General features: G+C 72.1%; 25 protein-coding genes and 1 riboswitch. Of the genes, 18 read left to right on the top strand and 7 right to left on the bottom strand.

Annotated elements, in window-relative coordinates; genetic code table 11:
* Positions 1-62: 62 nt before the first annotated feature.
* The 6 genes from B1H19_RS09325 (at position 63) to B1H19_RS09300 (ending at position 6,062) form a co-directional block, all read left to right on the top strand.
* Positions 63-1,052 carry a sugar-binding transcriptional regulator gene (locus tag B1H19_RS09325; RefSeq protein ID WP_044365067.1) on the top strand — a complete coding sequence of 330 codons (990 nt, stop codon included), beginning with the start codon at positions 63-65 and terminating at the stop codon, positions 1,050-1,052.
* 96 nt (positions 1,053-1,148) lie between these two features.
* The gene (locus B1H19_RS09320; RefSeq protein WP_083104150.1) at positions 1,149-1,595 is read left to right on the top strand and encodes a guanyl-specific ribonuclease; all 447 of its coding nucleotides are present in this window, start codon (positions 1,149-1,151) and stop codon (positions 1,593-1,595) included.
* Positions 1,592-2,053, top strand: a complete 462-nt coding sequence (locus tag B1H19_RS09315) for a barstar family protein (protein ID WP_083104149.1) — start codon at positions 1,592-1,594, stop codon at positions 2,051-2,053. Before B1H19_RS09320 ends, B1H19_RS09315 begins: the two co-directional genes overlap by 4 nt.
* Positions 2,054-2,229: 176 nt before the next feature.
* The gene (locus B1H19_RS09310; RefSeq protein WP_083104148.1) at positions 2,230-3,669 is read left to right on the top strand and encodes a GuaB1 family IMP dehydrogenase-related protein; all 1,440 of its coding nucleotides are present in this window, start codon (positions 2,230-2,232) and stop codon (positions 3,667-3,669) included.
* Positions 3,670-4,123: 454 nt separating this feature from the next.
* The gene (locus B1H19_RS09305; RefSeq protein ID WP_083104147.1) at positions 4,124-5,596 is read left to right on the top strand and encodes an amino acid permease; all 1,473 of its coding nucleotides are present in this window, start codon (positions 4,124-4,126) and stop codon (positions 5,594-5,596) included.
* A gap of 10 nt (positions 5,597-5,606) precedes the next feature.
* Entirely contained in the window at positions 5,607-6,062 is a 456-nt protein-coding gene (locus B1H19_RS09300) for an Lrp/AsnC family transcriptional regulator (RefSeq protein WP_083104146.1), read from the top strand.
* Between the two features lie 43 nt (positions 6,063-6,105).
* Here the strand turns inward: B1H19_RS09300 and B1H19_RS09295 are convergent, their stop codons facing one another.
* The 3 genes from B1H19_RS09295 to B1H19_RS37870 all read right to left on the bottom strand — a co-directional run bounded on the left by B1H19_RS09295 (position 6,106) and on the right by B1H19_RS37870 (position 8,036).
* The gene (locus B1H19_RS09295; protein WP_083104145.1) at positions 6,106-6,582 is read right to left on the bottom strand and encodes a nuclear transport factor 2 family protein; all 477 of its coding nucleotides are present in this window, start codon (positions 6,580-6,582) and stop codon (positions 6,106-6,108) included.
* Positions 6,573-7,706 carry an MFS transporter gene (locus B1H19_RS09290; RefSeq protein WP_237289797.1) on the bottom strand — a complete coding sequence of 378 codons (1,134 nt, stop codon included), beginning with the start codon at positions 7,704-7,706 and terminating at the stop codon, positions 6,573-6,575. The genes B1H19_RS09295 and B1H19_RS09290 overlap by 10 nt, the downstream gene beginning before the upstream one ends.
* A gap of 72 nt (positions 7,707-7,778) precedes the next feature.
* Entirely contained in the window at positions 7,779-8,036 is a 258-nt protein-coding gene (locus B1H19_RS37870) for a hypothetical protein (RefSeq protein ID WP_159028037.1), read from the bottom strand.
* Between the two features lie 54 nt (positions 8,037-8,090).
* Between B1H19_RS37870 and B1H19_RS09285 the strand changes: the two genes are divergently transcribed.
* The 3 genes from B1H19_RS09285 to B1H19_RS09275 all read left to right on the top strand — a co-directional run bounded on the left by B1H19_RS09285 (position 8,091) and on the right by B1H19_RS09275 (position 11,835).
* Positions 8,091-9,050, top strand: coding sequence for a LysR family transcriptional regulator (locus tag B1H19_RS09285; protein WP_083104144.1), 960 nt, complete (start codon positions 8,091-8,093; stop codon positions 9,048-9,050).
* Between the two features lie 174 nt (positions 9,051-9,224).
* Positions 9,225-10,037 carry a carbon-nitrogen hydrolase family protein gene (locus tag B1H19_RS09280; protein ID WP_083104143.1) on the top strand — a complete coding sequence of 271 codons (813 nt, stop codon included), beginning with the start codon at positions 9,225-9,227 and terminating at the stop codon, positions 10,035-10,037.
* A 106-nt stretch (positions 10,038-10,143) separates the two neighbouring features.
* Complete coding sequence (locus tag B1H19_RS09275; protein WP_083104142.1) at positions 10,144-11,835, top strand: flavin monoamine oxidase family protein; 1,692 nt, start codon at positions 10,144-10,146, stop codon at positions 11,833-11,835.
* 78 nt (positions 11,836-11,913) lie between these two features.
* Here the strand turns inward: B1H19_RS09275 and B1H19_RS09270 are convergent, their stop codons facing one another.
* The gene (locus tag B1H19_RS09270) at positions 11,914-12,777 is read right to left on the bottom strand and encodes an LLM class flavin-dependent oxidoreductase (RefSeq protein ID WP_083104141.1); all 864 of its coding nucleotides are present in this window, start codon (positions 12,775-12,777) and stop codon (positions 11,914-11,916) included.
* Between the two features lie 62 nt (positions 12,778-12,839).
* Complete coding sequence (locus tag B1H19_RS09265) at positions 12,840-13,565, bottom strand: DUF5995 family protein (protein ID WP_261340960.1); 726 nt, start codon at positions 13,563-13,565, stop codon at positions 12,840-12,842.
* 202 nt (positions 13,566-13,767) lie between these two features.
* Between B1H19_RS09265 and B1H19_RS09260 the strand changes: the two genes are divergently transcribed.
* Together B1H19_RS09260 and B1H19_RS09255 are read left to right on the top strand one after the other, a co-directional pair.
* The gene (locus B1H19_RS09260) at positions 13,768-15,153 is read left to right on the top strand and encodes a uracil-xanthine permease family protein (RefSeq protein WP_083104140.1); all 1,386 of its coding nucleotides are present in this window, start codon (positions 13,768-13,770) and stop codon (positions 15,151-15,153) included.
* Between the two features lie 109 nt (positions 15,154-15,262).
* On the top strand, positions 15,263-15,748 hold the full coding sequence (locus B1H19_RS09255) for an acyl-CoA thioesterase (protein WP_083104139.1): 486 nt from the start codon (positions 15,263-15,265) through the stop codon (positions 15,746-15,748).
* A gap of 31 nt (positions 15,749-15,779) precedes the next feature.
* On the opposite strand, the gene B1H19_RS09250 is transcribed toward B1H19_RS09255, so the two are convergent.
* Together B1H19_RS09250 and B1H19_RS09245 are read right to left on the bottom strand one after the other, a co-directional pair.
* Positions 15,780-16,199: a hypothetical protein gene (locus B1H19_RS09250; protein WP_083104138.1), complete on the bottom strand. Its 420-nt coding sequence runs from the start codon at positions 16,197-16,199 to the stop codon at positions 15,780-15,782.
* A 144-nt stretch (positions 16,200-16,343) separates the two neighbouring features.
* Positions 16,344-17,117: an SDR family oxidoreductase gene (locus B1H19_RS09245; protein WP_083104137.1), complete on the bottom strand. Its 774-nt coding sequence runs from the start codon at positions 17,115-17,117 to the stop codon at positions 16,344-16,346.
* Positions 17,118-17,303: 186 nt separating this feature from the next.
* A riboswitch (FMN riboswitch) is annotated at positions 17,304-17,434 on the top strand.
* Between the two features lie 133 nt (positions 17,435-17,567).
* On the opposite strand from B1H19_RS09245, the gene ribD reads away from it, so the two are divergent.
* From ribD to hisG, 7 genes are all read left to right on the top strand, one after another.
* Complete coding sequence (gene ribD, locus B1H19_RS09240) at positions 17,568-18,713, top strand: bifunctional diaminohydroxyphosphoribosylaminopyrimidine deaminase/5-amino-6-(5-phosphoribosylamino)uracil reductase RibD (protein ID WP_107425922.1); 1,146 nt, start codon at positions 17,568-17,570, stop codon at positions 18,711-18,713.
* On the top strand, positions 18,714-19,349 hold the full coding sequence (locus B1H19_RS09235; RefSeq protein ID WP_083104136.1) for a riboflavin synthase: 636 nt from the start codon (positions 18,714-18,716) through the stop codon (positions 19,347-19,349).
* Entirely contained in the window at positions 19,346-19,999 is a 654-nt protein-coding gene (locus B1H19_RS09230) for a nicotinamide mononucleotide transporter family protein (RefSeq protein ID WP_083104135.1), read from the top strand. Before B1H19_RS09235 ends, B1H19_RS09230 begins: the two co-directional genes overlap by 4 nt.
* The gene (locus B1H19_RS09225) at positions 19,996-21,285 is read left to right on the top strand and encodes a bifunctional 3,4-dihydroxy-2-butanone-4-phosphate synthase/GTP cyclohydrolase II (protein WP_083104134.1); all 1,290 of its coding nucleotides are present in this window, start codon (positions 19,996-19,998) and stop codon (positions 21,283-21,285) included. The genes B1H19_RS09230 and B1H19_RS09225 overlap by 4 nt, the downstream gene beginning before the upstream one ends.
* Positions 21,286-21,354: 69 nt before the next feature.
* Positions 21,355-21,840 (top strand): 6,7-dimethyl-8-ribityllumazine synthase, encoded by a 486-nt coding sequence (gene ribH, locus B1H19_RS09220; RefSeq protein ID WP_083104133.1) that lies wholly within the window; start codon positions 21,355-21,357, stop codon positions 21,838-21,840.
* Between the two features lie 35 nt (positions 21,841-21,875).
* Positions 21,876-22,148 (top strand): phosphoribosyl-ATP diphosphatase, encoded by a 273-nt coding sequence (locus B1H19_RS09215; RefSeq protein ID WP_046929067.1) that lies wholly within the window; start codon positions 21,876-21,878, stop codon positions 22,146-22,148.
* A gap of 53 nt (positions 22,149-22,201) precedes the next feature.
* Positions 22,202-23,050: an ATP phosphoribosyltransferase gene (gene hisG, locus B1H19_RS09210; protein WP_083104132.1), complete on the top strand. Its 849-nt coding sequence runs from the start codon at positions 22,202-22,204 to the stop codon at positions 23,048-23,050.
* Positions 23,051-23,072 lie beyond the last annotated feature (22 nt).

Raw genomic sequence — 23,072 nt, 5'->3', positions numbered from 1 at the left:
AAGACTCGATCAGATGCGCAAAAGGGGAGAATTTCGTGGTAGCCAGCCGCCCACAGTCCGGAATGGGCCCCGCCGAGCTGGTGCAGGCGGCGGCGATGGCCCGCCGCTTCTATCTTGAGGGCAAGTCCAAGATCCAGATCGCGGACGAGTTCGGCGTCAGCCGGTTCAAGGTCGCCCGTGTCCTGGAGACGGCCCTGGAGCGCGATCTCGTACGGATCGAGATCCGGGTGCCCTCCGAACTCGACGCCGAGCGCTCCGATGCGCTCCGGGCCCGGTACGGCCTGCGCCACGCCGTCGTCGTCGAGTCGCCCGCCGACGCCTCCGAGGACGCCGCGGACCCCGAGAACCTCGGCGAGGTCGCGGCCGACCTGCTGGGCGAGCTGGTCGCCGAGGGCGACGTCCTGGGCCTGGCCTGGGGCCGGTCCACCATCCATATGGCGGCCGCCCTGCACCGGCTCCCGCCGTGCACCGTCGTCCAGCTGACCGGCGTCTACGACGCGGGCACCGCCGACCGTGGCTCGGTGGAGGCGGTCCGCCGCGCGGCCGACGTCTCCGGTGGCGAGGCGCACCCGATCTACGCCCCGATGCTGCTGCCCGACTCGGCGACCGCCGAGGCGCTGCGCCGCCAGACCGGCATCGCCCGCGCGTTCGAGTACTTCGACAAGGTCACCGTCGCCTGCGTCTCCATCGGCTCCTGGGAGCCGGGCGTCTCGACGGTCTACGACATGCTCAGCGAGGAGGAGCGCGAGCACTACGCCTCGCTGGGCGCGGCCGCCGAGATGTCCGCGCACCTCTTCGACGCCGAGGGCCGCCGTATCGGCCGCGACCTGGGTGAACGCTGTATCACCGTCGAGGCGGACCGGCTGCGCCGGATCCCCGAGGTGGTGGCCATCGCCGGCGGCCGGCGCAAGGCCGCGGCGATCGGCGCGGTGCTCCGCTCCGGCCTGGTCACCAGCCTGGTGACGGACACCGCCGCCGCCGACCACCTCCTCCTGGAGACCGGCCCCGGCCCGCGCCCCGCCCTCGACCGGGCCGATCCCGACGGGGCCTGACGGAGTCTTACCGGGCCACCGCCGCCGCGTCGCCGCCCGCGCCGCCCGCCGGACACCGGCAGGCAGCGCGGGCGCGCCTGTGACAGCATCGGCGCCATGGTGCTCCCCTCCGCCCCGCGCCGGGCCGCGGCCCTCCTCTGCGCGCTGCTCGCCGGGCTGTTGCTGGTGCTCACCGGATGCTCCACGGGGGCGGGCCAGAAGGGGAGTTCACCGGGCGCGCGGGCGCCGGCCTCCCGTACGGCCGGCACACCCGGCTGGGCCAAGGGCATGCCCGCGGTCCCCGCGGGCGCGCTGCCCGCCCAGGCGCGCGCCACCCTCCGGCGCATCGACGCCGGCGGGCCCTTCCCGTACCGCCAGGACGGGACCGTCTTCGGCAACCGCGAACGGCTGCTGCCCGCGCAGCCGCGCGGCTACTACCACGAGTACACGGTGCCCACCCCGGGCTCGCCGGACCGCGGCGCCCGCCGCCTGGTCACCGGCGAGCACCGGGAGACGTACTACACCGACGATCACTACCGGACGTTCAGGGCGGTGCTGCGATGAGGACTGCACAAGATGGCGGCGGAGCGGTACCCCGGCCGCTGGCGGCCGTGCTCGACGGCAGTACGCCGGCGGGCGTGCTGACCTGGCCCGCGGACCGGCCGGTGGCCGATGCGCTGGCGGCGGCCCGGGACGCGGGGTGGAGCGGCGCGGCGCTCGACCTCGAAGGGGCCCTGGACAAGGCGGAGTTCATGGAACGCTGCGCCCGCGCGCTGCGGCTGCCGCAGTGGTTCGGCCGCAACTGGGACGCGCTCGCCGACTGCCTGACCGATCTGTCCTGGTGCCCCGCAGAGGGCGGCCGGCTGCTCGTCCTCACCGGCTGGCAGGGGTATGCGTCGGCCGTGCCCGAGGAGTGGAGCGTCTTCGAGGAGGTGCTCGCCGACGCGGTGGGCTACTGGCGCGGAACGGACACCGGACTCGCCGTGATCATGGCGCGCGGGGCGGCCCGGGGCGGCTCGTAGGAACGCCCAGGGGAGGCGGTCCGGCCCTCGTCGGAGTACACCAAATGGGAACACCGGTTCGTCGCTTCAGGTGGGGATGAGCGATGATGTCCTAGGAGCCGCAGCCTGACCCGGCGTTCGGTTCGGTGCTGACTCCCCACCGGCCCAGACGTAAAACCGCAGGTGAGAGAGCCAGTATGCGTTTCCTGAACGATGCGAAGCCGCCGTACGACCTGACGTACGACGATGTGTTCATGGTGCCCAGCCGTTCCGCGGTGGGTTCCCGGCAGGGTGTGGATCTGTCCGCGCCCGACGGAACCGGCACCACCATTCCGCTGGTCGTCGCCAACATGACGGCGATCGCCGGCCGCCGGATGGCCGAGACCGTCGCCCGCCGCGGCGGCCTGGTCGTCATCCCTCAGGACATCCCGCTGGACGTCGTCACCGAGGTCGTCACCTGGGTCAAGCGCCGCCACCTGGTCCTGGACACCCCGATCGTGCTGTCCCCGGTCTCCACCGTCGCCGACGCCCTGTCGCTGCTGCCCAAGCGGGCGCACGGCGCGGGCATCGTCGTCGAGAGCGGCCGCCCGGTCGGCGTGGTCACCGAGCACGACCTGGCCGGGGTGGACCGCTTCACCCAGGTCTCCGAGGTGATGTCCAAGGATCTGCTCGTCCTGGACGCGGACATCGACCCGCGCGAGGCGTTCAACCGCCTCGACGCCGCCAACCGCAAGCTCGCCCCCGCCGTCGACGCGGACGGCATGCTCGTCGGCATCCTGACCCGCAAGGGCGCGCTGCGCGCCACCCTCTACACCCCCGCCACCGACGCCGAGGGCAAGCTGCGCATCGCCGCCGCCGTCGGCATCAACGGCGACGTGGCGGGCAAGGCCAAGGCGCTGCTGGAGGCCGGTGTGGACACCCTCGTGGTGGACACCGCGCACGGCCACCAGGAAGGCATGATCAACGCGGTCAAGGCCGTGCGCGCGCTGGATCCGCAGGTCCCGATCGTGGCGGGCAACATCGTCGCCGCCGAGGGCGTCCGGGATCTGATCGAGGCCGGCGCGGACATCGTCAAGGTCGGTGTCGGACCGGGCGCGATGTGCACCACCCGCATGATGACCGGTGTGGGCCGGCCGCAGTTCTCCGCGGTGCTGGAGTGCGCCGCCGAGGCGAAGAAGTACGGCAAGCACGTCTGGGCCGACGGCGGTGTGCGCCACCCCCGCGACGTCGCCATGGCGCTGGCCGCCGGCGCCTCCAACGTCATGATCGGCTCCTGGTTCGCCGGCACCCTGGAATCGCCCGGCGACCTCCAGCACACCGCCGAGGGCCGCCCGTACAAGGAGAGCTTCGGCATGGCCTCCGCCCGTGCGGTGCAGCGCCGGACGAGCGAGGAGTCGTCCTACGACCGCGCCCGCAAGGGCCTGTTCGAGGAGGGCATCTCCACCTCGCGGATGTTCATCGACCCGGCCCGCCCCGGCGTCGAGGACCTGATCGACTCGATCATCGCGGGCGTCCGCAGCTCCTGCACCTACGCGGGCGCGGCCTCCCTGGAGGAGTTCGCCGAGAAGGCCGTGGTCGGGGTGCAGAGCGCCGCCGGTTACGCCGAGGGCAAGCCGCTGCACAACAGCTGGAACTGACGCTTCCGCCGAGCGGCCCCGCACCCTTCAAGGGTGCGGGGCCGCTCGCATGTCCGGGCCCGGCCGCCGTCCGGGGGTGGTCCACATGGCGGACGCCGCTATGCAATGATCAACCGCCCGACGCGGCGGCGCGCAACGATCCTCCGGGGTTTTGCAAGGAACCCGCATTACGGCAGGTCAAGGCCGCCCCGTAAGGTCGTCGCCGTACGTGGAGTGGCGGAGACCGCCTGCTCGGCGGTCTCCCCCCTTTCTGCGGGTTGCTTCGGCATGCCCGGGGTGCGAACCGCTGCCGGTCGCCGCCTCCCTCTCCGTCACGGGAATCCGTTACCTCCGCCGGGGGGACAGTGACCCGCCCGTACGGATCCGTCATCGGAATCCGTCGACGGAATCCCCGACCAGGATTCCGCCAGCCGACCGGCAGCGACAAACCGGCAGCGATAAAGGAGCCACCCCAGTGTTGGAGCACGGCGCCGCCCCGCCCGCAGCGGACAGCGACCCCCGACCGCCCACCCCCGCCGGCCTCGGCACCCGGCTGATGCGCCGCAAGCCGGTCGAACGGCTGGTCGCCGAGGGCGGCCAGGGCGAGGGCGGGACGCTGCGCCGCTCGATGGGCGTCTGGCAGCTGACCATGATCAGCATCGGCGCCACCCTCGGCACCGGCATCTTCGTCGTCCTGGGCCAGGCCGTCCCGGACGCCGGGCCCGCGGTCATCCTCTCCTTCGTCCTCGCCGGTATCACCGCGCTGTTCTCCGCGCTGTCCTACGCGGAGCTGGCCGGCACCATCCCGGTCTCCGGCTCGTCGTACTCCTACGCCTACGCCACCCTCGGCGAGCTGATCGCCTGGGTCTGCGGCTGGTGCCTGATCCTGGAGTACGGGGTCTCGGTCGCGGCCGTCGCCGTCGGCTGGGGGCAGTATCTGAACGAACTGCTGGACGGCACCTTCGGGTTCACCATCCCCGACGCGCTCTCCGCGCCGCCCGGTGACGGCGGCATCTTCAACCTCCCGGCCCTGCTGGTGGTCCTGCTCGCCATGGTCTTCCTGCTGGGCGGCGCCAAGGAGAGCGCCCGCGCCAACACGATCATGGTGGCCGTCAAGATCGTCGCGCTGCTGCTCTTCTGCGGTGTCGCGATCCAGGGCGTGCACTCCGGGAACTACGCCAATTTCATGCCGCTGGGCATGACGGGCGTCAGCGCCGCGGGCGCCACCCTCTTCTTCTCCTACATCGGCTTCGACGCCGCCTCCACGGCCGGCGAGGAGGCCAAGAACCCGCAGCGCGACCTGCCGCGGGCGATCATGCTCTCGCTGATCATCGTCACCACGCTGTACTGCCTGGTCGCCGCGATCGCGGTCGGCGCGATGCCGTGGCAGAAGTTCAAGGGCTCGGAGGCCGCCCTGGCCGGGATCATGAAGGACGTCTCCGGACAGGACTTCTGGGCCGTGCTGCTCGCCTTCGGCGCGGTCATCGCCATCGCCAGCGTCGTCCTGACCGTCCTGTACGGCCAGACCCGCATCCTGTTCGCGATGTCCCGGGACGGCCTGGTGCCCAAGGTCTTCTCCAAGGTGCACGCCAAGAGCGGCGCGCCCCGCGCCAACACCGTGATCGTCTCGCTGTTCTGCGGGGTGCTCGCCGCGGCGATCCCGCTGGGCCAGCTGGCCGACGCCACCAGCATCGGCACGCTCTTCGCCTTCGCGCTGGTCAACGTGGCTGTCGTGGTGCTGCGCTACAAGCGCCCCGAGATGCCGCGCAGCTTCCGTACGCCGCTCTCCCCGCTCTTCCCCGTCATCGGCTTCATCCTCTGCATCCTCATGATGCTCAGCCTCGATGTCGTGACCTGGATCGTCTTCGGGGTCTGGATGGTCGTCGGGCTTGTGATCTACTTCGGTTACGGCATGCGCCGCTCCCGATTGGCCCCGGCAGAGAAATGATCCACCCGCAGTGCGACTGAACGATCTCGACGAACGCATCGTCCACGCCCTCGCCGAGGACGCCCGCCGCAGCTATGCCGACATCGGCCAGGAGGTCGGGCTCTCCGCCCCGGCCGTCAAACGGCGGGTGGACCGGCTGCGGGCCGAGGGGGCGATCACCGGATTCACCGTACGGGTCGATCCGGCCGCCCTCGGCTGGGAGACCGAGGGGTTCATCGAGCTCTACTGCAGCCGCAACACCTCGCCCGAGGCGATCCACCGCGGCCTGTCGCGCTACCCGGAAGTGGCGTCCGCCTCCACCGTCACCGGTGACGCGGACGCCATCCTCCAGGTCTTCGCCGCCGATATGCGCCATTTCGAGCGCGTCCTGGAGAAGATCGCGGGCGAACCGTTCGTGGAACGGACCAAATCGGTGCTGGTGCTCTCGCCGCTGCTCAGGCGGTATGGGTCGGGGGCACCGGGGTAGGAGCGGCCTCCCCGGGCGGGCGGGACCCCTGAGGCGGTCCCGCTCAGGCCGCCAGGTCCGCCGGGAGCCGGGGCGGGGTGCCCCGGGTCCAGACGATGCGCAGCGCCGTGGCCGCGATGCGCCAGCCGTCCGGCGTGCGCACCAGCTCGGTGTCGGCGTGCCCGGCGGAGACGAAGAGCTCCCCGGCCCCCGGCGCACCATCGGCCGGCACATGGGTGCTGAGCTGGGCGCCGCGGGCGGTGGCCCGGTCGCCGTCGATCTCGATGACGGCGTTGGTGCCCAGATGCACGGTCCGGTCGAACAGCGCCATGCCGCCCCGGATGCGCGCCAGTACGGCATCGCGGCCCCGGACCGTGCCGATCGGCATCTCGGCGGTGACGTCCTCGGTGAAGAAGGCGCGGGCCCATTCCTCGTCGAAGGTCCCCTCGTCCAGGGACCGGAGGTAGCGGTCCAGGAGGGCGGCGATCTCGGCGCGGTCGGTGAGGTGCTGGAGCTGCTGGTGCATCGCGTTCATGTCCATGACCGCGATCCTGCTACCTCAAGCGGACTTGAGGTCAAGGCCGCCGCCCGGTGCGCAGCCCGTACGTCACCGCCGCGCCCACGACCAGCACCACACCCGCCGCGATCCGGTAGCCGAGCGCCGTGGCCGGTGGCCGAGGCGAAGCGGACGGACAGCGCGGTGCCGACGACGGCGATGCCCAGCGCCGCCCCCAACTCCCGTGCCGCGCCCTGGAGTCCGGAGCCCATGCCCGCCTGGTGGGGCGGCACGGACGTCACCACGGCATGCGAGAGCGTGGGCATGGCCAGGCCCGCACCGGCCGCCATCACCAGCAGGTAGGGCAGGTAGAGGAGGTAGGGCGTACCGGCGTCGGCGGTGGAGAGGAGGAGCAGGCCGACGGTGATCAGGGCCAGTCCGGTGCCGCTCGTCCGGGCCGCGCCGATCCTCTGCGCCCAGCGCATGCCGAGGCGGGTCACCGCCATCATGCCGGCGGCCAGCGGCACGATCGCCCAGCCGGTCTGGAGCGGCGAATAGCCCTTGACGTACTGGAGGAACTGCGCGTTGACGTAGAAGAGGGCGAACATCCCGAAGAAGGTGACGGCCAGCCCGGCGGCACCGGCGCGCAGCCGGGGCAGGCGGAACAGCCGCGGGTCCAGCACCGGGTGCGCGGCCCGCAGTCCGTGCCGCACGAAGAGCGCGCCCGCCGCCAGCGCCAGGGCGAAGGCGCCGAGGACGGTGGCCGAGGACCAGCCCAGCCCCGGCCCCTCGATGATGCCGAAGAGCAGCGCACCCGCCCCCAGGACCAGCAGCGCCGAACCCGGCAGGTCCAGCCGCGCGGTCCCCCGCGGCACCCGGGGCGCGGCCCGCGCCACCCACCACAGCAGCCCGAGCCCCAGCGGCAGATACGCCCAGAACAGGCCCTGCCAGGGCAGATATTGCAGGATCAACGAGCCGCAGGCGTTGCCCGCCATGCCGCCGACGGCCAGCGACGCGCTCCAGGCGGCGACCGCCCCGGCCTTGCGGTCCGCGGGCGTGGCGTGCAGCAGCACGGACATGGTGGCCGGGACGGTCAGCGCCGCGCCCGCGCCCGAGACCGCCCGGCCGGCCAGCAGCACCGGCAGGCCGGGGGCCAGCGCGCTCAGCAGCGCCCCCAGGGCGAAGATCCCGAGCCCGGACAGCAGGACGCCCTTGCGGCCATGGGGGTCCCCCCGCGCCGTTCAGGCGTGGGGGAAGTCGCCGAGCGCACCGGCCGGGATCAGCAGCCCTGCGAAGACCAGCACATAGGTGTCGACGATCCACAGCAGCTGGGCGGGCGTCGGATGCAGACCGCTCGCCGCGATCTTGGGTATCGCGAGGTTCATCGATGCCACGAGCGACTGCGCGACCAGCACGCAGGCGCACATCGCGGCGGTCACCGCGCGCCGCCGCCCGTCGGCGGCGCCAACCGGCCCGGGAGGAGAAAGGGTTGAGGTCATGGGCGGGACGGTAAAGTCCCGTTCAGTTAACCTCAAATGCAAGGTATGCACTTCATGATTGCGCGAAACGCAAACATCGACCTCAACCTGCTGACGGCACTGGACGCCCTGCTCGAAGAAGAGAGCGTCACCGCGGCCGCCGACCGGCTCGGCCTCTCCGGGCCCGCGATGAGCCGCGCGCTCGGCCGCATCCGCCGCACCCTCGGCGACCCCGTCCTGGTGCGGGCCGGCCGCCATATGGTGCCCACCCCGCGCGCCCTGGAGATCCGCGCCGAGGTACGGCAGCTGGTCGAGGCGGCCCATATGGTGCTGACCCCCGCCGCCCCCGCCGATCCGGCCCGGCTGTCGCGGGTGTTCACCATCAACGCCAACGATCTGTTCGTCACCGCCCTCGGTCCGCCGCTCGTCGCCCGGGTCGCCACCGAGGCGCCGGGGGTGGTGCTGCGCTTCCTCGGCGAGAGCCATGTCGACGTGCCGATACTGCGCGACGGCGCCGCGGACCTGGAGCTGGGTATCATCGACAGCCGCGAGCCGGAGATCCGTACCCAGGAGCTGTTCACCGAACACGGGGTCGCGGTGGTGCGCGAGGGCCATCCGCTCACCACCGGCACGCTCACCGCGCGCCGCTACGCCGACGCCCCGCATGTGAACTTCTCCCGCCGCGGACGGCTGACCGGCCCCATCGACGCGGCGCTCGCCGCCCGCGGACTGCGCCGCAAGGTGGTCGCCACCGTCCCGACCTTCGCCGCCACGCTGATGATGATCCGCGACAGCGACGCCGTCGGACTGGCCAACGAGCGGACCGCGGCCTCCACCATCCGCGCCCTGGGCCTGCGCACCCTGCCCATCCCGCTCGACCTGCCGCCGATGACCATGGAGATGGCCTGGCATCCGCGCCAGGAGGCCGACGCCGGACACCGCTGGCTGCGCGGACTGGTGCGCGCGGTGCTGGAGAAAGCGGTGGGGGGCTTGGCGGCGGAGAGTCCGGCGGGGGAGGGGGCCGAGCCCCGCTGACCTGCGAGCCCCGGTGTGACGTCCCCGCTCCGCAGCTACGCAATGAATCGCCGCGGGGGCGCAAAAAGACGCAACGAATCCTCCGTCTGCACGCAACGGCGAAACCTTGTCCCAGGTCACGGACGCCCCGTACCGTCAATGCGTCCCGCCCGCACCGCACCGCCGAGGGGTTCCATGCCGTCCCTGCACACCGCCCTGCTCCAGAGTTCGGGACGGCCCGGCGACGTGGCGCACAATCTGCACATCCTGCACGACGCGGCCCGCGAGGCCGCCGCCACAGGTGCCGGGCTGCTCGTCTGCCCCGAGCTGTTCCTGACCGGCTACGCCATCGGCGACGGCGTCCACCGCCTCGCCGAGCCCGCCGACGGCGCCAGTGCCCGCGCCGTCGCCCGGACCGCCGCCGAGCACGGCATCGCGATCCTCTACGGCTACCCGGAGCGCGGCGGGGCCGACGACCCCGACGGCGCCGTCTACAACTCCGCCCGGCTCATCGGCCCCGAAGGCGCCCCGCTGGCGAACTACCGCAAGACGCATCTCTTCGGCTGCTTCGAGCGCGAATGGTTCACCCCGGGCGATCAGGCGGTCGTCCAGGCCGAGCTGTCCGGCGCCCGGATCGGCGTACTGATCTGCTACGACGTCGAATTCCCGGAGAACGTCCGGGCGCATGCGCTGGCCGGTACGGATCTGCTGCTGGTGCCCACCGCGCAGATGCACCCCTTCCAGTTCGTCCCCGAATCCGTCATCCCGGTGCGGGCCTTCGAGAACCAGATGTATGTCGCGTACGTCAACCGGGTCGGCCAGGAGGGCGAGTTCGAGTTCGTCGGGCTCAGCACCCTGGCCGGACCCGACGGCGTGGTCCGCACCCGCGCCGGCCGTACCGAGCAGCTGGTGCGGGCCGATGTCGACCTCGCCTTCCTGAAGGAGTCGCGGGCGGACAACCCCTATCTGCACGACCGGCGGCCGGAGCTCTACGGCCCGCTGACCTGAGCCCCGCCCCCTCGCCCCACCTGCCTGAAGTCCCCTGACGCGCCGCGGTCATGCCCGCCCCGGCCCGCCCGCCCCGCCCTGCTCTGCCTGCAAGGAGTACGCCCCGATGACGTCCACGGTGCCCACCGCCGCCCACCACGCGGATGCCCAGCCGCCGATCACCATGTTCGGCCCGGACTTCCCGTACGCCTACGACGACTTCCTCGCGCACCCCGCGGGCCTGGGGCAGGTCCCCGCCACCGAGCACGGCAAGGAGGTCGCGGTCATCGGCGGCGGCCTCTCCGGGATCATCACCGCCTACGAGCTGATGAAGATGGGCCTCAAGCCCGTCGTCTACGAGGCGGACCAGATAGGCGGCCGCCTGCGCACCGTCGGCTTCGAGGGCTGCGACCCCTCCCTGACCGCCGAGATGGGCGCGATGCGCTTCCCGCCGTCCTCCACGGCCCTCCAGCACTACATCGACCTGGTCGGCCTCAAGACCAGCCCGTTCCCCAACCCCCTCGCCGAATCCACCCCGTCGACGGTCGTGGACCTCAAGGGCGAGTCCCACTACGCCGAGACCGTGGACGACCTGCCGCAGGTCTACCGCGATGTCGCCGCCGCCTGGAATGCCTGCCTGGAGGAGGGCGCGGACTTCACCGACATGAACCGCGCGCTGCGCGAGCGCGACGTCCCGCGCATCCGCGAGATCTGGGCCCGCCTCGTCGAGAAGCTCGACAACCAGACCTTCTACGGCTTCCTCTGCGATTCGTCGGCGTTCACCTCCTTCCGCCACCGCGAGATCTTCGGCCAGGTCGGCTTCGGCACCGGCGGCTGGGACACCGACTTCCCCAACTCCATCCTGGAGATCCTGCGGGTCGTCTACACCGAGGCCGACGACCACCACCGCGGCATCGTCGGCGGCAGCCAGCAGCTCCCGCTGCGCCTGTGGGAGCGCGAGCCCGCGAAGATCGTGCACTGGGCGCCGGGCACCTCGCTCTCCGCGCTGCACGAGGGGGCGCCGCGCCCGGCCGTGACCCGCCTGCACCGCACCGCGGGCAACCGCATCACGGTCACCGACGCCTCCGGCGACATCCGCACCTACGAGGCCGCCGTCTTCACCGCGCAGTCCTGGATGCTGCTGAGCAAGATCGCCTGCGATGACGCGCTGTTCCCCATCGACCACTGGACGGCGATGGAGCGCACCCACTACATGGAGTCGTCCAAGCTCTTCGTCCCCGTCGACCGGCCGTTCTGGCTGGACAAGGACGAGGAGACCGGCCGGGACGTCATGTCGATGACGCTTACCGACCGGATGACCCGCGGCACCTACCTCCTGGACGACGGGCCGGACAAGCCCGCCGTCATCTGCCTCTCGTACACCTGGTGCGACGACAGCCTCAAGTGGCTGCCGCTGGACGCCAACGAGCGGATGGAGGTGATGCTCAAGTCGCTGTCGGAGATCTATCCGAAGGTCGACATCCGCAAGCACATCATCGGCAACCCGGTCACCGTCTCCTGGGAGAACGAGCCCTACTTCATGGGCGCCTTCAAGGCCAACCTCCCCGGCCACTACCGCTACCAGCGGCGCCTGTTCACCCACTTCATGCAGGACCGCCTTCCCGAGGACAAGCGCGGCCTCTTCCTCGCGGGCGACGACATCTCCTGGACGGCGGGCTGGGCCGAGGGCGCCGTGCAGACCGCGCTGAACGCGGTCTGGGGCGTGATGCACCACTTCGGCGGCGCCACCGACGCGACCAACCCCGGCCCCGGGGACGTCTACGACGAGATCGCGCCGGTCGAGCTGCCCGAGGACTGAGCCGGGCCGGCCGTGGGCTGACCGGGGCCGTATGGCCAGGTCGTACGGCTCCGGGGCGTACGGCTCCGGGGCGTACGGCTACAGGCCGGCCGCGCGGATGCGGGCGTACAGCTCCGCGGCGCGGTCGGCCAGTTCCTTGCCGTCCCGGCAGCACCCCTGGAGATCCAGCAGGATCTCGCGGGCGCCGGCCTCGGCGGCCCCGGCCAGATCGCCGAGGATCTGCTCGGGGCTGCCGGTGTACGGGCGGCGCTCCGCCTCCGGCAGCGGCGCCCCGGACGGCTCGACGGCCACCCGCATCGCGACGTCTGGGGCCGCCGTGCGGCCGTACCGCTCCGCCGCCTCGGTCAACTTCCCCAGCAGTGGCGCGAGTTGGTCCCCGGTGAGCGGGCCGGGCAGCCAGCCGTCGGCACGCCGCGCCACCCGCTCCAGGGCCGGGCCGCCGGTCGCGGCCAGATAGACGGGGATCGGACCGGCCCCCCACACCGCCGCGCAGACATCCAGCAGCTTCTCCAGCCGCGCGCCCCGGTCGCCGAACTCGGTGACCCGGCTGGTCCGGTGCTCCTCCGGCGACCAGCCGGTGCCGAGCCCCGCCAGCACCCGGCCGCCGGACGCGGCGTCCAGCGTCGCCAGCGTCCGCGCGAACGGAAACGGCGCATGCGGTCCACCGACCAGCACACCGCCGCCCAGCCGGACCCGGCCGGTCACGGCGGCGGCCAGCGACAGGGCGACCAGCGGATCGGGCCCGTAGCGGCAGGTGCCGGGCCAGGGCAGCCCCGGCACCCGGTACAGGCCGTCCAACGGCTCCAGCGGAAAGGCCGTCCGCTCGAAGACCCATACGCTGTCGAATCCGGTTCGCTCCGCCGCCCGCGCCACTTCGAGCACATCGCGCCGCGGGTCGTAGCGCGCCAGCTGCGGGAGGCCCAGTCCCAGCCGTAGCGTCATGGCCGCACCCTACGACGGGGGATGCCACGGCGGTACAGGTGCCAAGGCCACCGCGGCGGCCTTCAGTTGAGCGGGGTGAGCAGGCACCGGCACACCAGCCCCACGCTCGCATCCAGCCGCTCGGCGAACTCCTCGGCCACCTCCGGCAGCCGCCGCGCGCCCCACAGCATCCGCGCCGCGGCCCAGGCGGCGTCCCGGGCCATCTCCAGGCTCCAGGAACCGGCGATATGGGTGAGCGGATCGGCGATGTCCAGCAGATCGGGGCCGGGCATCAGGCTCTCCCGGATCCGTTCCTCCAGCCCGGTCAGGACCACGCCGATCCGGTCGAAGTCCCCTTCCAGGTCCGGGGGTTCGCACTCCAGCGCCCGGCAGGCGTCCACCACCGCCAGCGCCAGGTCGTGGCCGATGTGCGCATTGATCCCGGCGAGCGCGAACTGGAGCGGGCGGACGCCGGGATGGCGGCGCAGCTGGAAGAGCGGACGCCAGCAGGCGGGCGGCCGCCGGCCCGCGGCCGCGGCGTCCACCGCGGTGAAGTAGCGGCGGGCGAAACACAGGTCCAGCTCGCCCGCGCCCACCGGATCGGCGAACCCCCCGTCCTCGATGCGCCGCACCACCGCTTCGGTGACGGCGAGATAGACGCGGTTGAACACGGCCACCCCGTCCCCGGCGGGCAGCGCCCCGTCCAGGTCCCGCATCCGCGCCAGCACCCCGCCCACATCCACCACCGCGGCGGGCACCGGCCGCCGGGGTGGGGGCGGCCACGGTCCCCGCTCCTGAGTCGTCGTCATCCGCTCAGCGTGACACCGGCCCGCCCACCGGCGACCCGTGCCACGTCCCGATGCCCTGAACGGGGTACCGCCCGCCGGGCCTCGTGTGCTTGTCGGCCCGGGCGCCCGGGGCCGGCTCTCCGGTTTGTCCCGACGCAGTGGTTCGACTATGAATCACCTCGGCTCTGTGACGTGCAGGGCGTCGCAGATGTGGAGAGTGATCATGGCTGGCTTCGGGTGGAAGCTTCATGGGGACGGGCGTCACCTGAAGCCGGGCGAGGTGGTCAAGCCCGGGGAACGCCTTACCTGGGGCCGGACGATCGCGCTCGGCGCCCAGCACGTGGTGTCGATGATCGGCGCATGTTTCGTCGCCCCGGTGCTCATGGGTCTGGACCCCAGTCTCGCCCTCATGGCCTCTGGTGTGGCCACCGTGCTGTTCCTCGTGATGACCCGCGGACGCATCCCCAGCTACCTGGGTTCGTCCCTCTCTTTCGTGGGCGTATCCGCCGTGATCGCGGGCCAGGGCGGTGACGTCGGCACCCTGACCGGCGCGATGCTCGTGGTGGGCGTCTGCCTGGCCGCCTGCGGCTTCGCCATCCACGTCCTCGGGGCTCGCGTGGTCCACGCGGTGCTCCCGCCCACGGTGACCGGTGCGGTCGTCATGCTGATCGGCTTCAACCTCGCCCCCGTCACCGCCTCCACCTACTGGCCCCAGGACCAGTGGACGGCTCTGGCCACGATGCTCTTCACGGGCCTGGCCCTCGTGGTGCTCCGCGGCTTCTGGTCGCGTATCGCGATCTTCCTGGGCCTGGTCTTCGGCTATGCGCTGTCCTGGATTCTCGATCGGACGACCGGAAGGATTCATTCGGTCAACGGCGCGGGCAAGCTCACGGACCACTGGCGCATCGATTTCTCCGGTGTGCAGAAGGCCGACTGGATAGGTCTTCCCACGTTTCACGCACCGAACTTCTCGGCCTCCGCGATCCTCGTCGCGTTGCCTGTCCTGGTAGCGCTGATCGCCGAGAACGCCGGGCACATCAAGGCGGTCGGCGCGATGACCGGTGACCCGCTGGAAGACAAGATGGGCATGGCCATCGTCGCCGACGGCACGGCAACGGTGCTGTCGACCGCGGTCGGCGGCCCGGCCACCACGACGTACGCGGAGAACATCGGCGTGATGGCCGCGACCCGGGTCTACTCGACCGCGGCCTACTCCGCCGCGGCGGCCTTCGCCGTGCTGTTCGGCATCTGCCCGAAGTTCGGCGCCGTGGTGGCGGCGATTCCCGGCGGGGTCCTCGGCGGTATCACCGTCATCCTCTACGGCATGATCGGCTTGCTGGGCGCCCAGATCTGGGTGCGGAACAAGGTGGACTTCACCGTCCCGCTGAACCTCATCCCCGCCGCGGCCGGCATCATCGTCGCCATCGGCGGCGTCTCGTTGAAATTCACTTCGACGTTCGAACTCAGCGGCATCGCCCTCGGGACGCTGATCGTGCTCACCGGCTACCACTCGCTGCGGTGGCTTTCGAGCGCGGCGGGTCAGAGCCGCACGCCGCTCCTCGACGGTGGGACCAGCGATTTCGACGGGTCGGCCGACCAGAACGACTGAGGCTTGGGCCGGCCGTCCGCCTCCCGCGGAGAACCTGTACTAAGCGGCCGCTTACGATGGGTGGTGTCCCGTCCCGCACACCACCGCACGCACCCCAGGAGCACCACCCGTGAGCGTCGAATCCCTCCAGGCCGCCGGCCCCGCCCCGGACGCCGTCCCCTACGGCCGGCTGGTCCCCGTCACCGTCCACTTCGACGACCTCGACGCGCTCGGCATGCTGCACAACTCCCGCTATCCGCTGCTGGTCGAACGCGCCTGGGGCGAGTACTGGCACGCCCAGGGCTTCTCCTTCGACGGTGACTGGGCCGCCGCGGGGGACATGTGCAACGTCATCAAGGAGATGCGCCTGGCCTACGAACGCCCGATCACCCGCGCCGGCCGCTATGCCGCCCACCTGTGGATCGAACGCCTCGGCCGCACCGGCCTGACCTACGGCTTCCGGGTCTGCTCGGCCGACGGCACCGAGACCTACGCCCAGGGCCACCGGGTCCTGGTCCGCGTGGACTTCGCCACGATGCGCCCCACCCCGTGGTCGGACCGCGCCCGCGCCGTCGCCGAGGCGCTGCAACGACCGGAGGCGGCGGAGGCCGCCTGAGCCAGGGCCCCTGAGCCACCCTCCGCCCGCCTCACCGTCCGCAGCGCCGGAGGGCCTCCCGTACGGCCATGGCGCCGGCCTGTCGGAACCCCCGCTCGTGGGAGTCGACCTCGTGCCAGACGGCCTCGGTGACGGTGCACCAGGCCGCCGGGCGGATGTCCGCCGGAAGTGCGCGCAGGGCCTGGGCGACGCCCTCTTCCAGCGCCTGTGCCAGGTCGTCCGGCAGCCATTCCCGCGGGTAGTGGTAGCGGCCGCTCAGATCCCGGTTGCGCTGCCGGTCGCGCACCGGCCAGTCGAAGGCGACGGGGGCGAACTCCTCGTCCGGCAGCGGCTCGAAGTCCAGGGTGACGATGGCGAACGGGCCGCCGCACGAGGTCTGGCAGAGGTGCCTGATGCGGACGTTGCGCACCGGTTCCGGTGGGAAGCGGAAGGGCTCGGCTGCGGTGGTCATGGCTGCTGCTCCTGGACGGTGACGGACGGGTGACGGCGCCGGCCGGGAGCGTCCCAGATCACCGGCCGCCGCCGCCACGTGTTTCTCCGTCGCAGGCGGCAACGAGACCCGCCGGCGCGGGGAACAACTGCCCCGCGCCGGGCGTCAGTTGGGCGTCCCGCCCCACTCCGTCAGGAACTCCGCGTACGTCCGGGTCCCGTCCGCATGTTCCGGGGTGAGGATCCCGCCTCGCCGCAGTGCGGCGAACGTGCCGCCCGGCAGCCACAGGGGCATCAGCAGCCGGCGCCGTCCGCCCGCCGCCAGGGTGGCCCGGACCAGGTCCCGGAAGCTGAGCACCTCGGGTCCGCCGAAATCGGTGACCCGACCGGCCGGTGCGCCGGCCGCCAGCCGGGCCAGCCGGGCGGCGACCTCCCGGACGTCGACCGGCTGCACCCGCACACCCGCCGGCACCGGCAGCACCGGCGAGCGCGCCCCCGCCTTCACCAGCGTCAGCACCAGATCGTGGAACTGCGTGGTGCGCAGCACGCTCCAGCCGAGCCCGGAGCCCTCGATCAGCCGCTCCACCGCGAGCTTGGCGCGGTAGTAGGGCAGCGGGACCCGGTCGATGCCGACGATGGAGATGTAGACGAGGTGCGGCACGGCGGCGGCCTTCGCGGCCTCGATCAGCCGGCCCGCCGCCTCCGCGTCGCCGCCCGCCGGGGCCGTGGCGCAGTGCACGACGGCGTCCACCCCGGCCAGCGCCTCGTCCAGCCCGGTGCCGTCGCGCAGATCGACCGCGTACGAGCGCAGCCGCGGCCGCTCCCGGCCGGTGTGCGGCCGCCGGCTCAGCGAGCGCACCTCATGGCCGTCGCCGAGCAGCCGGTCGATCAGGGGCCGTCCGAGCGTGCCCGTGCCGCCGGTCACCAGAATTGTCGCCATTGCAGTTCCGTCCTCGGAAGGGGAGGTGAGGTGGGGTGTCAGGTCGGTTTTCCCACTGTGACGACGCGGGCGCGCCGTCCGTGACAATCGACGCGCCCGTGCCCCTTGTGAGCCACCCCACAGGCCCTCGCCCGCATGGCCGACGATCAGCCGTGGCAGACTGAAGCTGTACTGACATAAGAGCAGCAGCGCACTCCGGGGTCGGTGTAATTCCGAACCGGCGGTTACAGTCCGCGACCCGTCCGCAGCCAGCGGCCGGTTGAGCAGGTGAAATTCCTGCACCGACGGTGAAAGTCCGGATGGGAGGCAGTGCGCGGCGGGCGAGCTCGGTACACCGCCGTCGGCGGCGCGTCCGGTCGTATCCGGACGGGTTCGACGCCTTCCGGTCCGGTGTCCCCGTTGCTCCGTTCCCGTTTTCTGTCGTCCAGACAGCCCCGGAGTCCGTGCCCGATGAGGCAGGAGGACCCGGTGGCCACCGCAGCCCCCGATGAGACCGCGGCGATGCGCCGAGCCCTTGAGCTCGCCGCGCGCGGCCTGGGGCACACCAGCCCGAATCCGGTCGTCGGCTGCGTCGTCCTGGACTCCGAGGGCCGTACGGCCGGCGAGGGCTGGCACCAGCGTGCCGGCGGCCCGCATGCCGAGGTCCACGCCCTGCGCGCGGCCGGCGAGCGGGCCCGCGGCGGCACCGCCGTCGTCACCCTCGAACCCTGCAACCACACCGGCCGCACCGGCCCCTGCGCCCAGGCGCTGATCGACGCCGGAATCGCCCGCGTCGTCTACGCCGTCGCCGACCCCGACCCGACCGCCACCGGCGGCGCCGTCACCCTGGCCGAGGCCGGGGTGGACGTCGAGGGCGGACTGCTCGCCGACCAGGCCGCCGCGGGCAACGAGGCATGGCTGACCGCGGTCCTGCGCCACCGCCCGTTCGTGCTGTGGAAGTACGCCGCCACCCTCGACGGCCGGATCGCCGCCGCCGACGGCAGCAGCCGCTGGATCTCCTCGCCGCAGTCGCGCGCCGACGTCCACCGGCTGCGCGCCGCGGCGGATGCGGTGATCGTCGGCTCCGGCACCGCCCGCGCCGACGATCCGCAGCTCGGCGCCCGGATCGCCGGACTGTCCGACGACGAGATCAGCCAGCCGCTGCGGGTCGTCGTCGACTCCGGCGCCCGTACCGTCAAGGCCGGCGCCCGCGTCCTGGACGGCACCGCGCCCACCCTCGTCGCCGTCGCCGAGGACGCGGACGCCGCCCACCTCGACGGCCTCGCCCCGCTCCTGCGGCTGCCGCGCGCCGCCGGCGGCCGCGGTCTGGACATCCCCGCACTGCTCAGGGCCCTGTACGAGCGCGAGGTGCGCTCCGTACTCCTCGAAGGCGGGCCCACGCTCGCCGGGGCCTTTTTCGCCGCCCACGCCGTCGACAAGGTCGTCGGCTATCTGGCGCCCGTCCTGCTGGGCGCCGGACCGGCAGCCCTCGGCGACGCCGGAATCACCACCATCAGCCAGGCGTTGCGGCTCGATGTGACCGACACCGAACGGCTCGGCCCCGATCTGCGCATCACCGCCACTCCCATCCGTCCCGCCCTTCCCGAGGAGAACTGAATGTTCACCGGAATCGTCGAAGAACTGGGCGAGGTCGTCGCCGTGGAAGACCTCGGCGACAGCTCGCGGTTCAGTCTGCGCGGCCCCGTCGTCACCGCGGACGCGAAGCACGGCGACTCGATCGCGGTCAACGGTGTCTGTCTGACCGTCGTGGACACCGCCGACGGGGAGTTCACGGCCGATGTGATGGCCGAGACCCTGGACCGCTCCAGCCTCGGCGCGCTGAGCGCCGGCTCGCGGGTCAACCTGGAGCGCCCGATGGCGCTCGGCGGACGGCTCGGCGGGCACCTCGTCCAGGGGCATGTCGACGGCACCGGCACCATCGCCGCACGCACCCCGGCCGAACACTGGGAGCTCGTCAGGATCGCGCTCCCGGCCGCGCTGGCCCGGTACGTCGTCGAGAAGGGCTCCATCACCGTCGACGGCGTCAGCCTGACCGTCGTCGAGGCCGGTGACGACTACTTCACCATCAGCCTCATCCCCACCACGCTCGCCCTGACCACCCTGGGCATCAAGCAGGTCGGCGACCCCGTCAACCTCGAGGTCGACATCCTCGCCAAGTACGTCGAGCGGCTGCTCGGCCGGGGCACCGAGGACGTCAAGGACCTCGAAGAGGTTGTGGAGATGGACCGTTGAGCGCGTTCGGCTGGCTGAACGCCGAGGCGTTCACGGCCTTCGGACAGCACGTCATCTGGTCGGACATGGTCGGCAACACCATCGGCCTGGCCGCCCTCGCCCTCGGCTGGCGACGCTCCCTGTGGACGTGGCCCGCCCAGTTCCTCTCCGGCCTCGTCCTCGTCGCCGCCTACGCCTCCGCCCACCTCAGCGGCGGCATCGGCAAGCAGCTGCTCGTCATCGGCGTGGCGCTGTGGGGCTGGCGGCAGTGGCAGCGCGGCCGGCAGCAGGCACAGGACGGCTCGATCGCCGTACGGTTCGCCGGCTGGCGCGAGCGCGGGCTGCTGATCGGCGGTACGGCCCTGGGCACCGCGGCCGTCGGCACCCTGTTCACGCTGCTGCCGAAGCTGTCCTGGAACCCCTGGCCGGACGCGTACATCTTCGTCGGCACCGTCGCCGCGATGGTCGCCCAGGCCCGCGGTCTGGTCGAGTTCTGGTTCGCCTGGCTGCTGGTGGACGTCGTCGGCGTCCCGCTCGCCTTCAGCAGCGGACTGGCCTTCTCCGGCCTCGTCTACGTCGTCTATCTCGCCCTCGTCGTGTGGGGCCTGCGCGACTGGTGGCTGCGCTCGCGCGCCGCCACGCGCCCCGTCCTGGAAGGAGCAGCGGCATGACCGCACTGCAGAGCTGGTACGACGCGGACGACGCGGAGAACCTGGTGCTGGACCCGGTCGAACGGGCCATCGCCGATATCGCCGCGGGCCGCCCCGTCGTCGTCGTGGACGACGAGAACCGCGAGAACGAGGGCGACCTCGTCGTCGCCGCTGAGAAGGCCACCCCCGAGATCGTCGCGTTCATGATGAGCGAATGCCGCGGACTGATCTGCGCCCCCCTGGAGGGCGACGAACTGGACCGGCTGGAACTCCCGCAGATGGTCGCGCACAACACCGAGTCGATGGGGACCGCCTTCACCGTCTCCGTCGACGCCACCGCCGCGCACGGCGTGACCACCGGCATCTCCGCCGCCGACCGCGCCACCACCCTGCGGATGCTCGCCTCCGGGGAGGCGGCCCCCGCCGACTTCGTCCGCCCCGGCCACATCTTCCCGCTGCGCGCCAAGCCCGGCGGCGTCCTGGTGCGCAACGGCCACACCGAGGCCGGCGTGGACCTCGCCCGGCTGGCGGGCCTGCGCCCGGCGGCCGCCATCGTCGAGATCGCCGGCGAGGACGGTGCCATGCTGCGCCTGCCCGAGCTGGTCCCCTTCGCCCGCAAGCACGGCCTGGCGATCATCTCCATCGAGGACCTGATCGCCTACCGCCGAGCGGCCGAGCCCACGGTCCGCCGCGAGGCCACCACCCGGCTGCCGACCGCGCACGGCGAGTTCACCGCGTACGGCTACCGCTCCACCGTCGACGGCGTCGAGCACATCGCGCTGGTCGCCGGCGAGATCGGCGACGGCCAGGACGTCCTGGTGCGGGTCCACTCCGAATGCCTGACCGGCGACATCTTCCACTCGCTGCGCTGCGACTGCGGCCCCCAGCTGGAGGCGTCACTGGAGCGGATCACCGAGGCCGGCCGCGGCGTGGTCATCTACCTGCGCGGTCACGAGGGCCGCGGCATCGGCCTGCTGTCCAAGCTGCGCGCCTACGAGCTCCAGGAGCGCGGCCGCGACACCCTCGACGCCAACCTCGAACTGGGGCTGCCCGCCGACTCCCGCGACTACGCCGCGGGCGCGCAGATGCTCCAGGACCTGGGCGTGCGCTCGCTGCGCCTGATGACCAACAACCCGGAGAAGACCACCGCCCTGGTGCGGCACGGCCTGAAGGTCACCGGCCGCGAGCCGATGCCCGTCCAGGCCGGCGAGCACAATCTGCGGTATCTGCGCACCAAGCGGGACCGCATGGGCCACGACCTGCCCTGGCTGGACTCCCCGCACGCGACGACCTGCGGCGACCAGTAACCGACCGGTCAACCTGACCGGACACCCCCGTCAGCACACCACCCCACTATCACCCGTACGAGGAGAACCGTGAGCGGCAAGGGCGCACCCGAACTGACCGTGAAGAACTGTGGCGATCTGCGGGTCGCCGTGATCGCCGCCCAGTGGCACGAGAAGGTGATGGACGGCCTGGTCGACGGCGCGCTGCGCGCCCTGACCGAGCTGGGCATCGACGAGCCGACGCTGCTGCGGGTGCCCGGCACCTTCGAGCTCCCGGTCGTCGCCAAGGTCCTGGCCGGCCGCGGCTACGACGCGATCGTCGCGCTCGGCGTGGTCATCCGCGGCGGCACCCCGCACTTCGACTACGTCTGCCAGGGCGTCACCCAGGGCCTGACGCAGGTCGCCGTGGACACCGGCGTCCCCGTCGGCTTCGGCGTGCTGACCTGCGACACCGATGAGCAGGCCCTGGACCGCGCGGGCATCGAGGGCTCGTCCGAGGACAAGGGCCACGAAGCGGTCACCGCCGCGGTCGCCACCGCGGCCACCCTGCGCTCGGTCTCCGAGCCCTGGCGGTAAACGGAGCGAGGCGACCGCGTAGGGTAGGCGTCACCATGTCCAAGAAGACGTTCGAGGAGCTCTTCGCCGAGCTCCAGCAGAAGGCCGCCACCGGCGACCCCGCGACCTCCCGCACCGCCGAGCTGGTGCAGGCCGGTGTCCATACCATCGGCAAGAAGGTCGTCGAAGAGGCCGCCGAGGTCTGGATGGCCGCGGAGTACGAATCCGACGAGGCCGCCGCCGAGGAGATCTCCCAGCTCCTCTACCACCTTCAGGTGATGATGGTCGCCAAGGGAATCTCCCTCGACGACGTCTACGCCCACCTGTAAGACCCCCACCTGCACCAGCCCAACTCCCTTTACCGGTAAAGGAATTCACTCTCATGCTGCGCATCGCTGTCCCCAACAAGGGTTCACTGTCCGAGCCTGCGTCGGCGATGCTGCATGAGGCCGGCTACCGCCAGCGCAAGGACCGCCGGGAGCTGGTCCTGGTCGACGCCGAGAACGAGGTCGAGTTCTTCTTCCTGCGCCCGCGGGACATCGCCGTCTACGTCGGCTCCGGCAAGCTCGACATCGGCATCACCGGCCGCGATCTGCTGCTGGACTCCGGCGCCGACGCCGAGGAGATCCTCCAGCTGGGCTTCGCCGGCTCGACGTTCCGCTACGCCACCCGTCCGGGTACGGCCAAGGACGTCACCGAGTTCGGCGGGATGACGATCGCCACCTCCTTCTCCGGCCTGGTCACCCAGCACCTCGCCGACAACGGGGTGGACGCCTCCGTCGTCCACCTCGACGGGGCCGTGGAGACCGCCATCCAGCTCGGTGTCGCCGAGATCATCGCGGATGTCGTCGAGACCGGCACCACCCTGCGCAACGCCGGCCTGGAGATCATCGGGGAGCCGATCCTCAAGTCCGAGGCCGTGGTCATCCGCGGCACCGGCGCCCCCGAGGACGACCCGAAGGTCCGCCAGTTCCTCCGCCGGATGCAGGGCGTCCTGGTGGCCCGCCGCTACGTGATGATGGACTACGACATCCGCGTCGAGCACGTCGAGAAGGCCGTCGCCCTCACCCCCGGCCTGGAGTCGCCCACCGTCTCCCCGCTGCACCACGAGGGCTGGGTCGCGGTCCGCTCGATGGTCCCCTCCAAGGACGCCCAGCGGATCATGGACGAGCTCTACGAACTCGGCGCCCGCGCGATCCTGACCACCGGCATCCACGCCTGCCGGCTCTGACCGCCCTCCCCCAAGCTCTCGA

This window comes from Streptomyces gilvosporeus, from assembly GCF_002082195.1.
Classification (GTDB): domain Bacteria; phylum Actinomycetota; class Actinomycetes; order Streptomycetales; family Streptomycetaceae; genus Streptomyces; species Streptomyces gilvosporeus.
The sequence above is the reverse complement of the archived record's forward strand: the minus strand, read 5'-3'. Positions and strand labels throughout refer to the sequence as shown.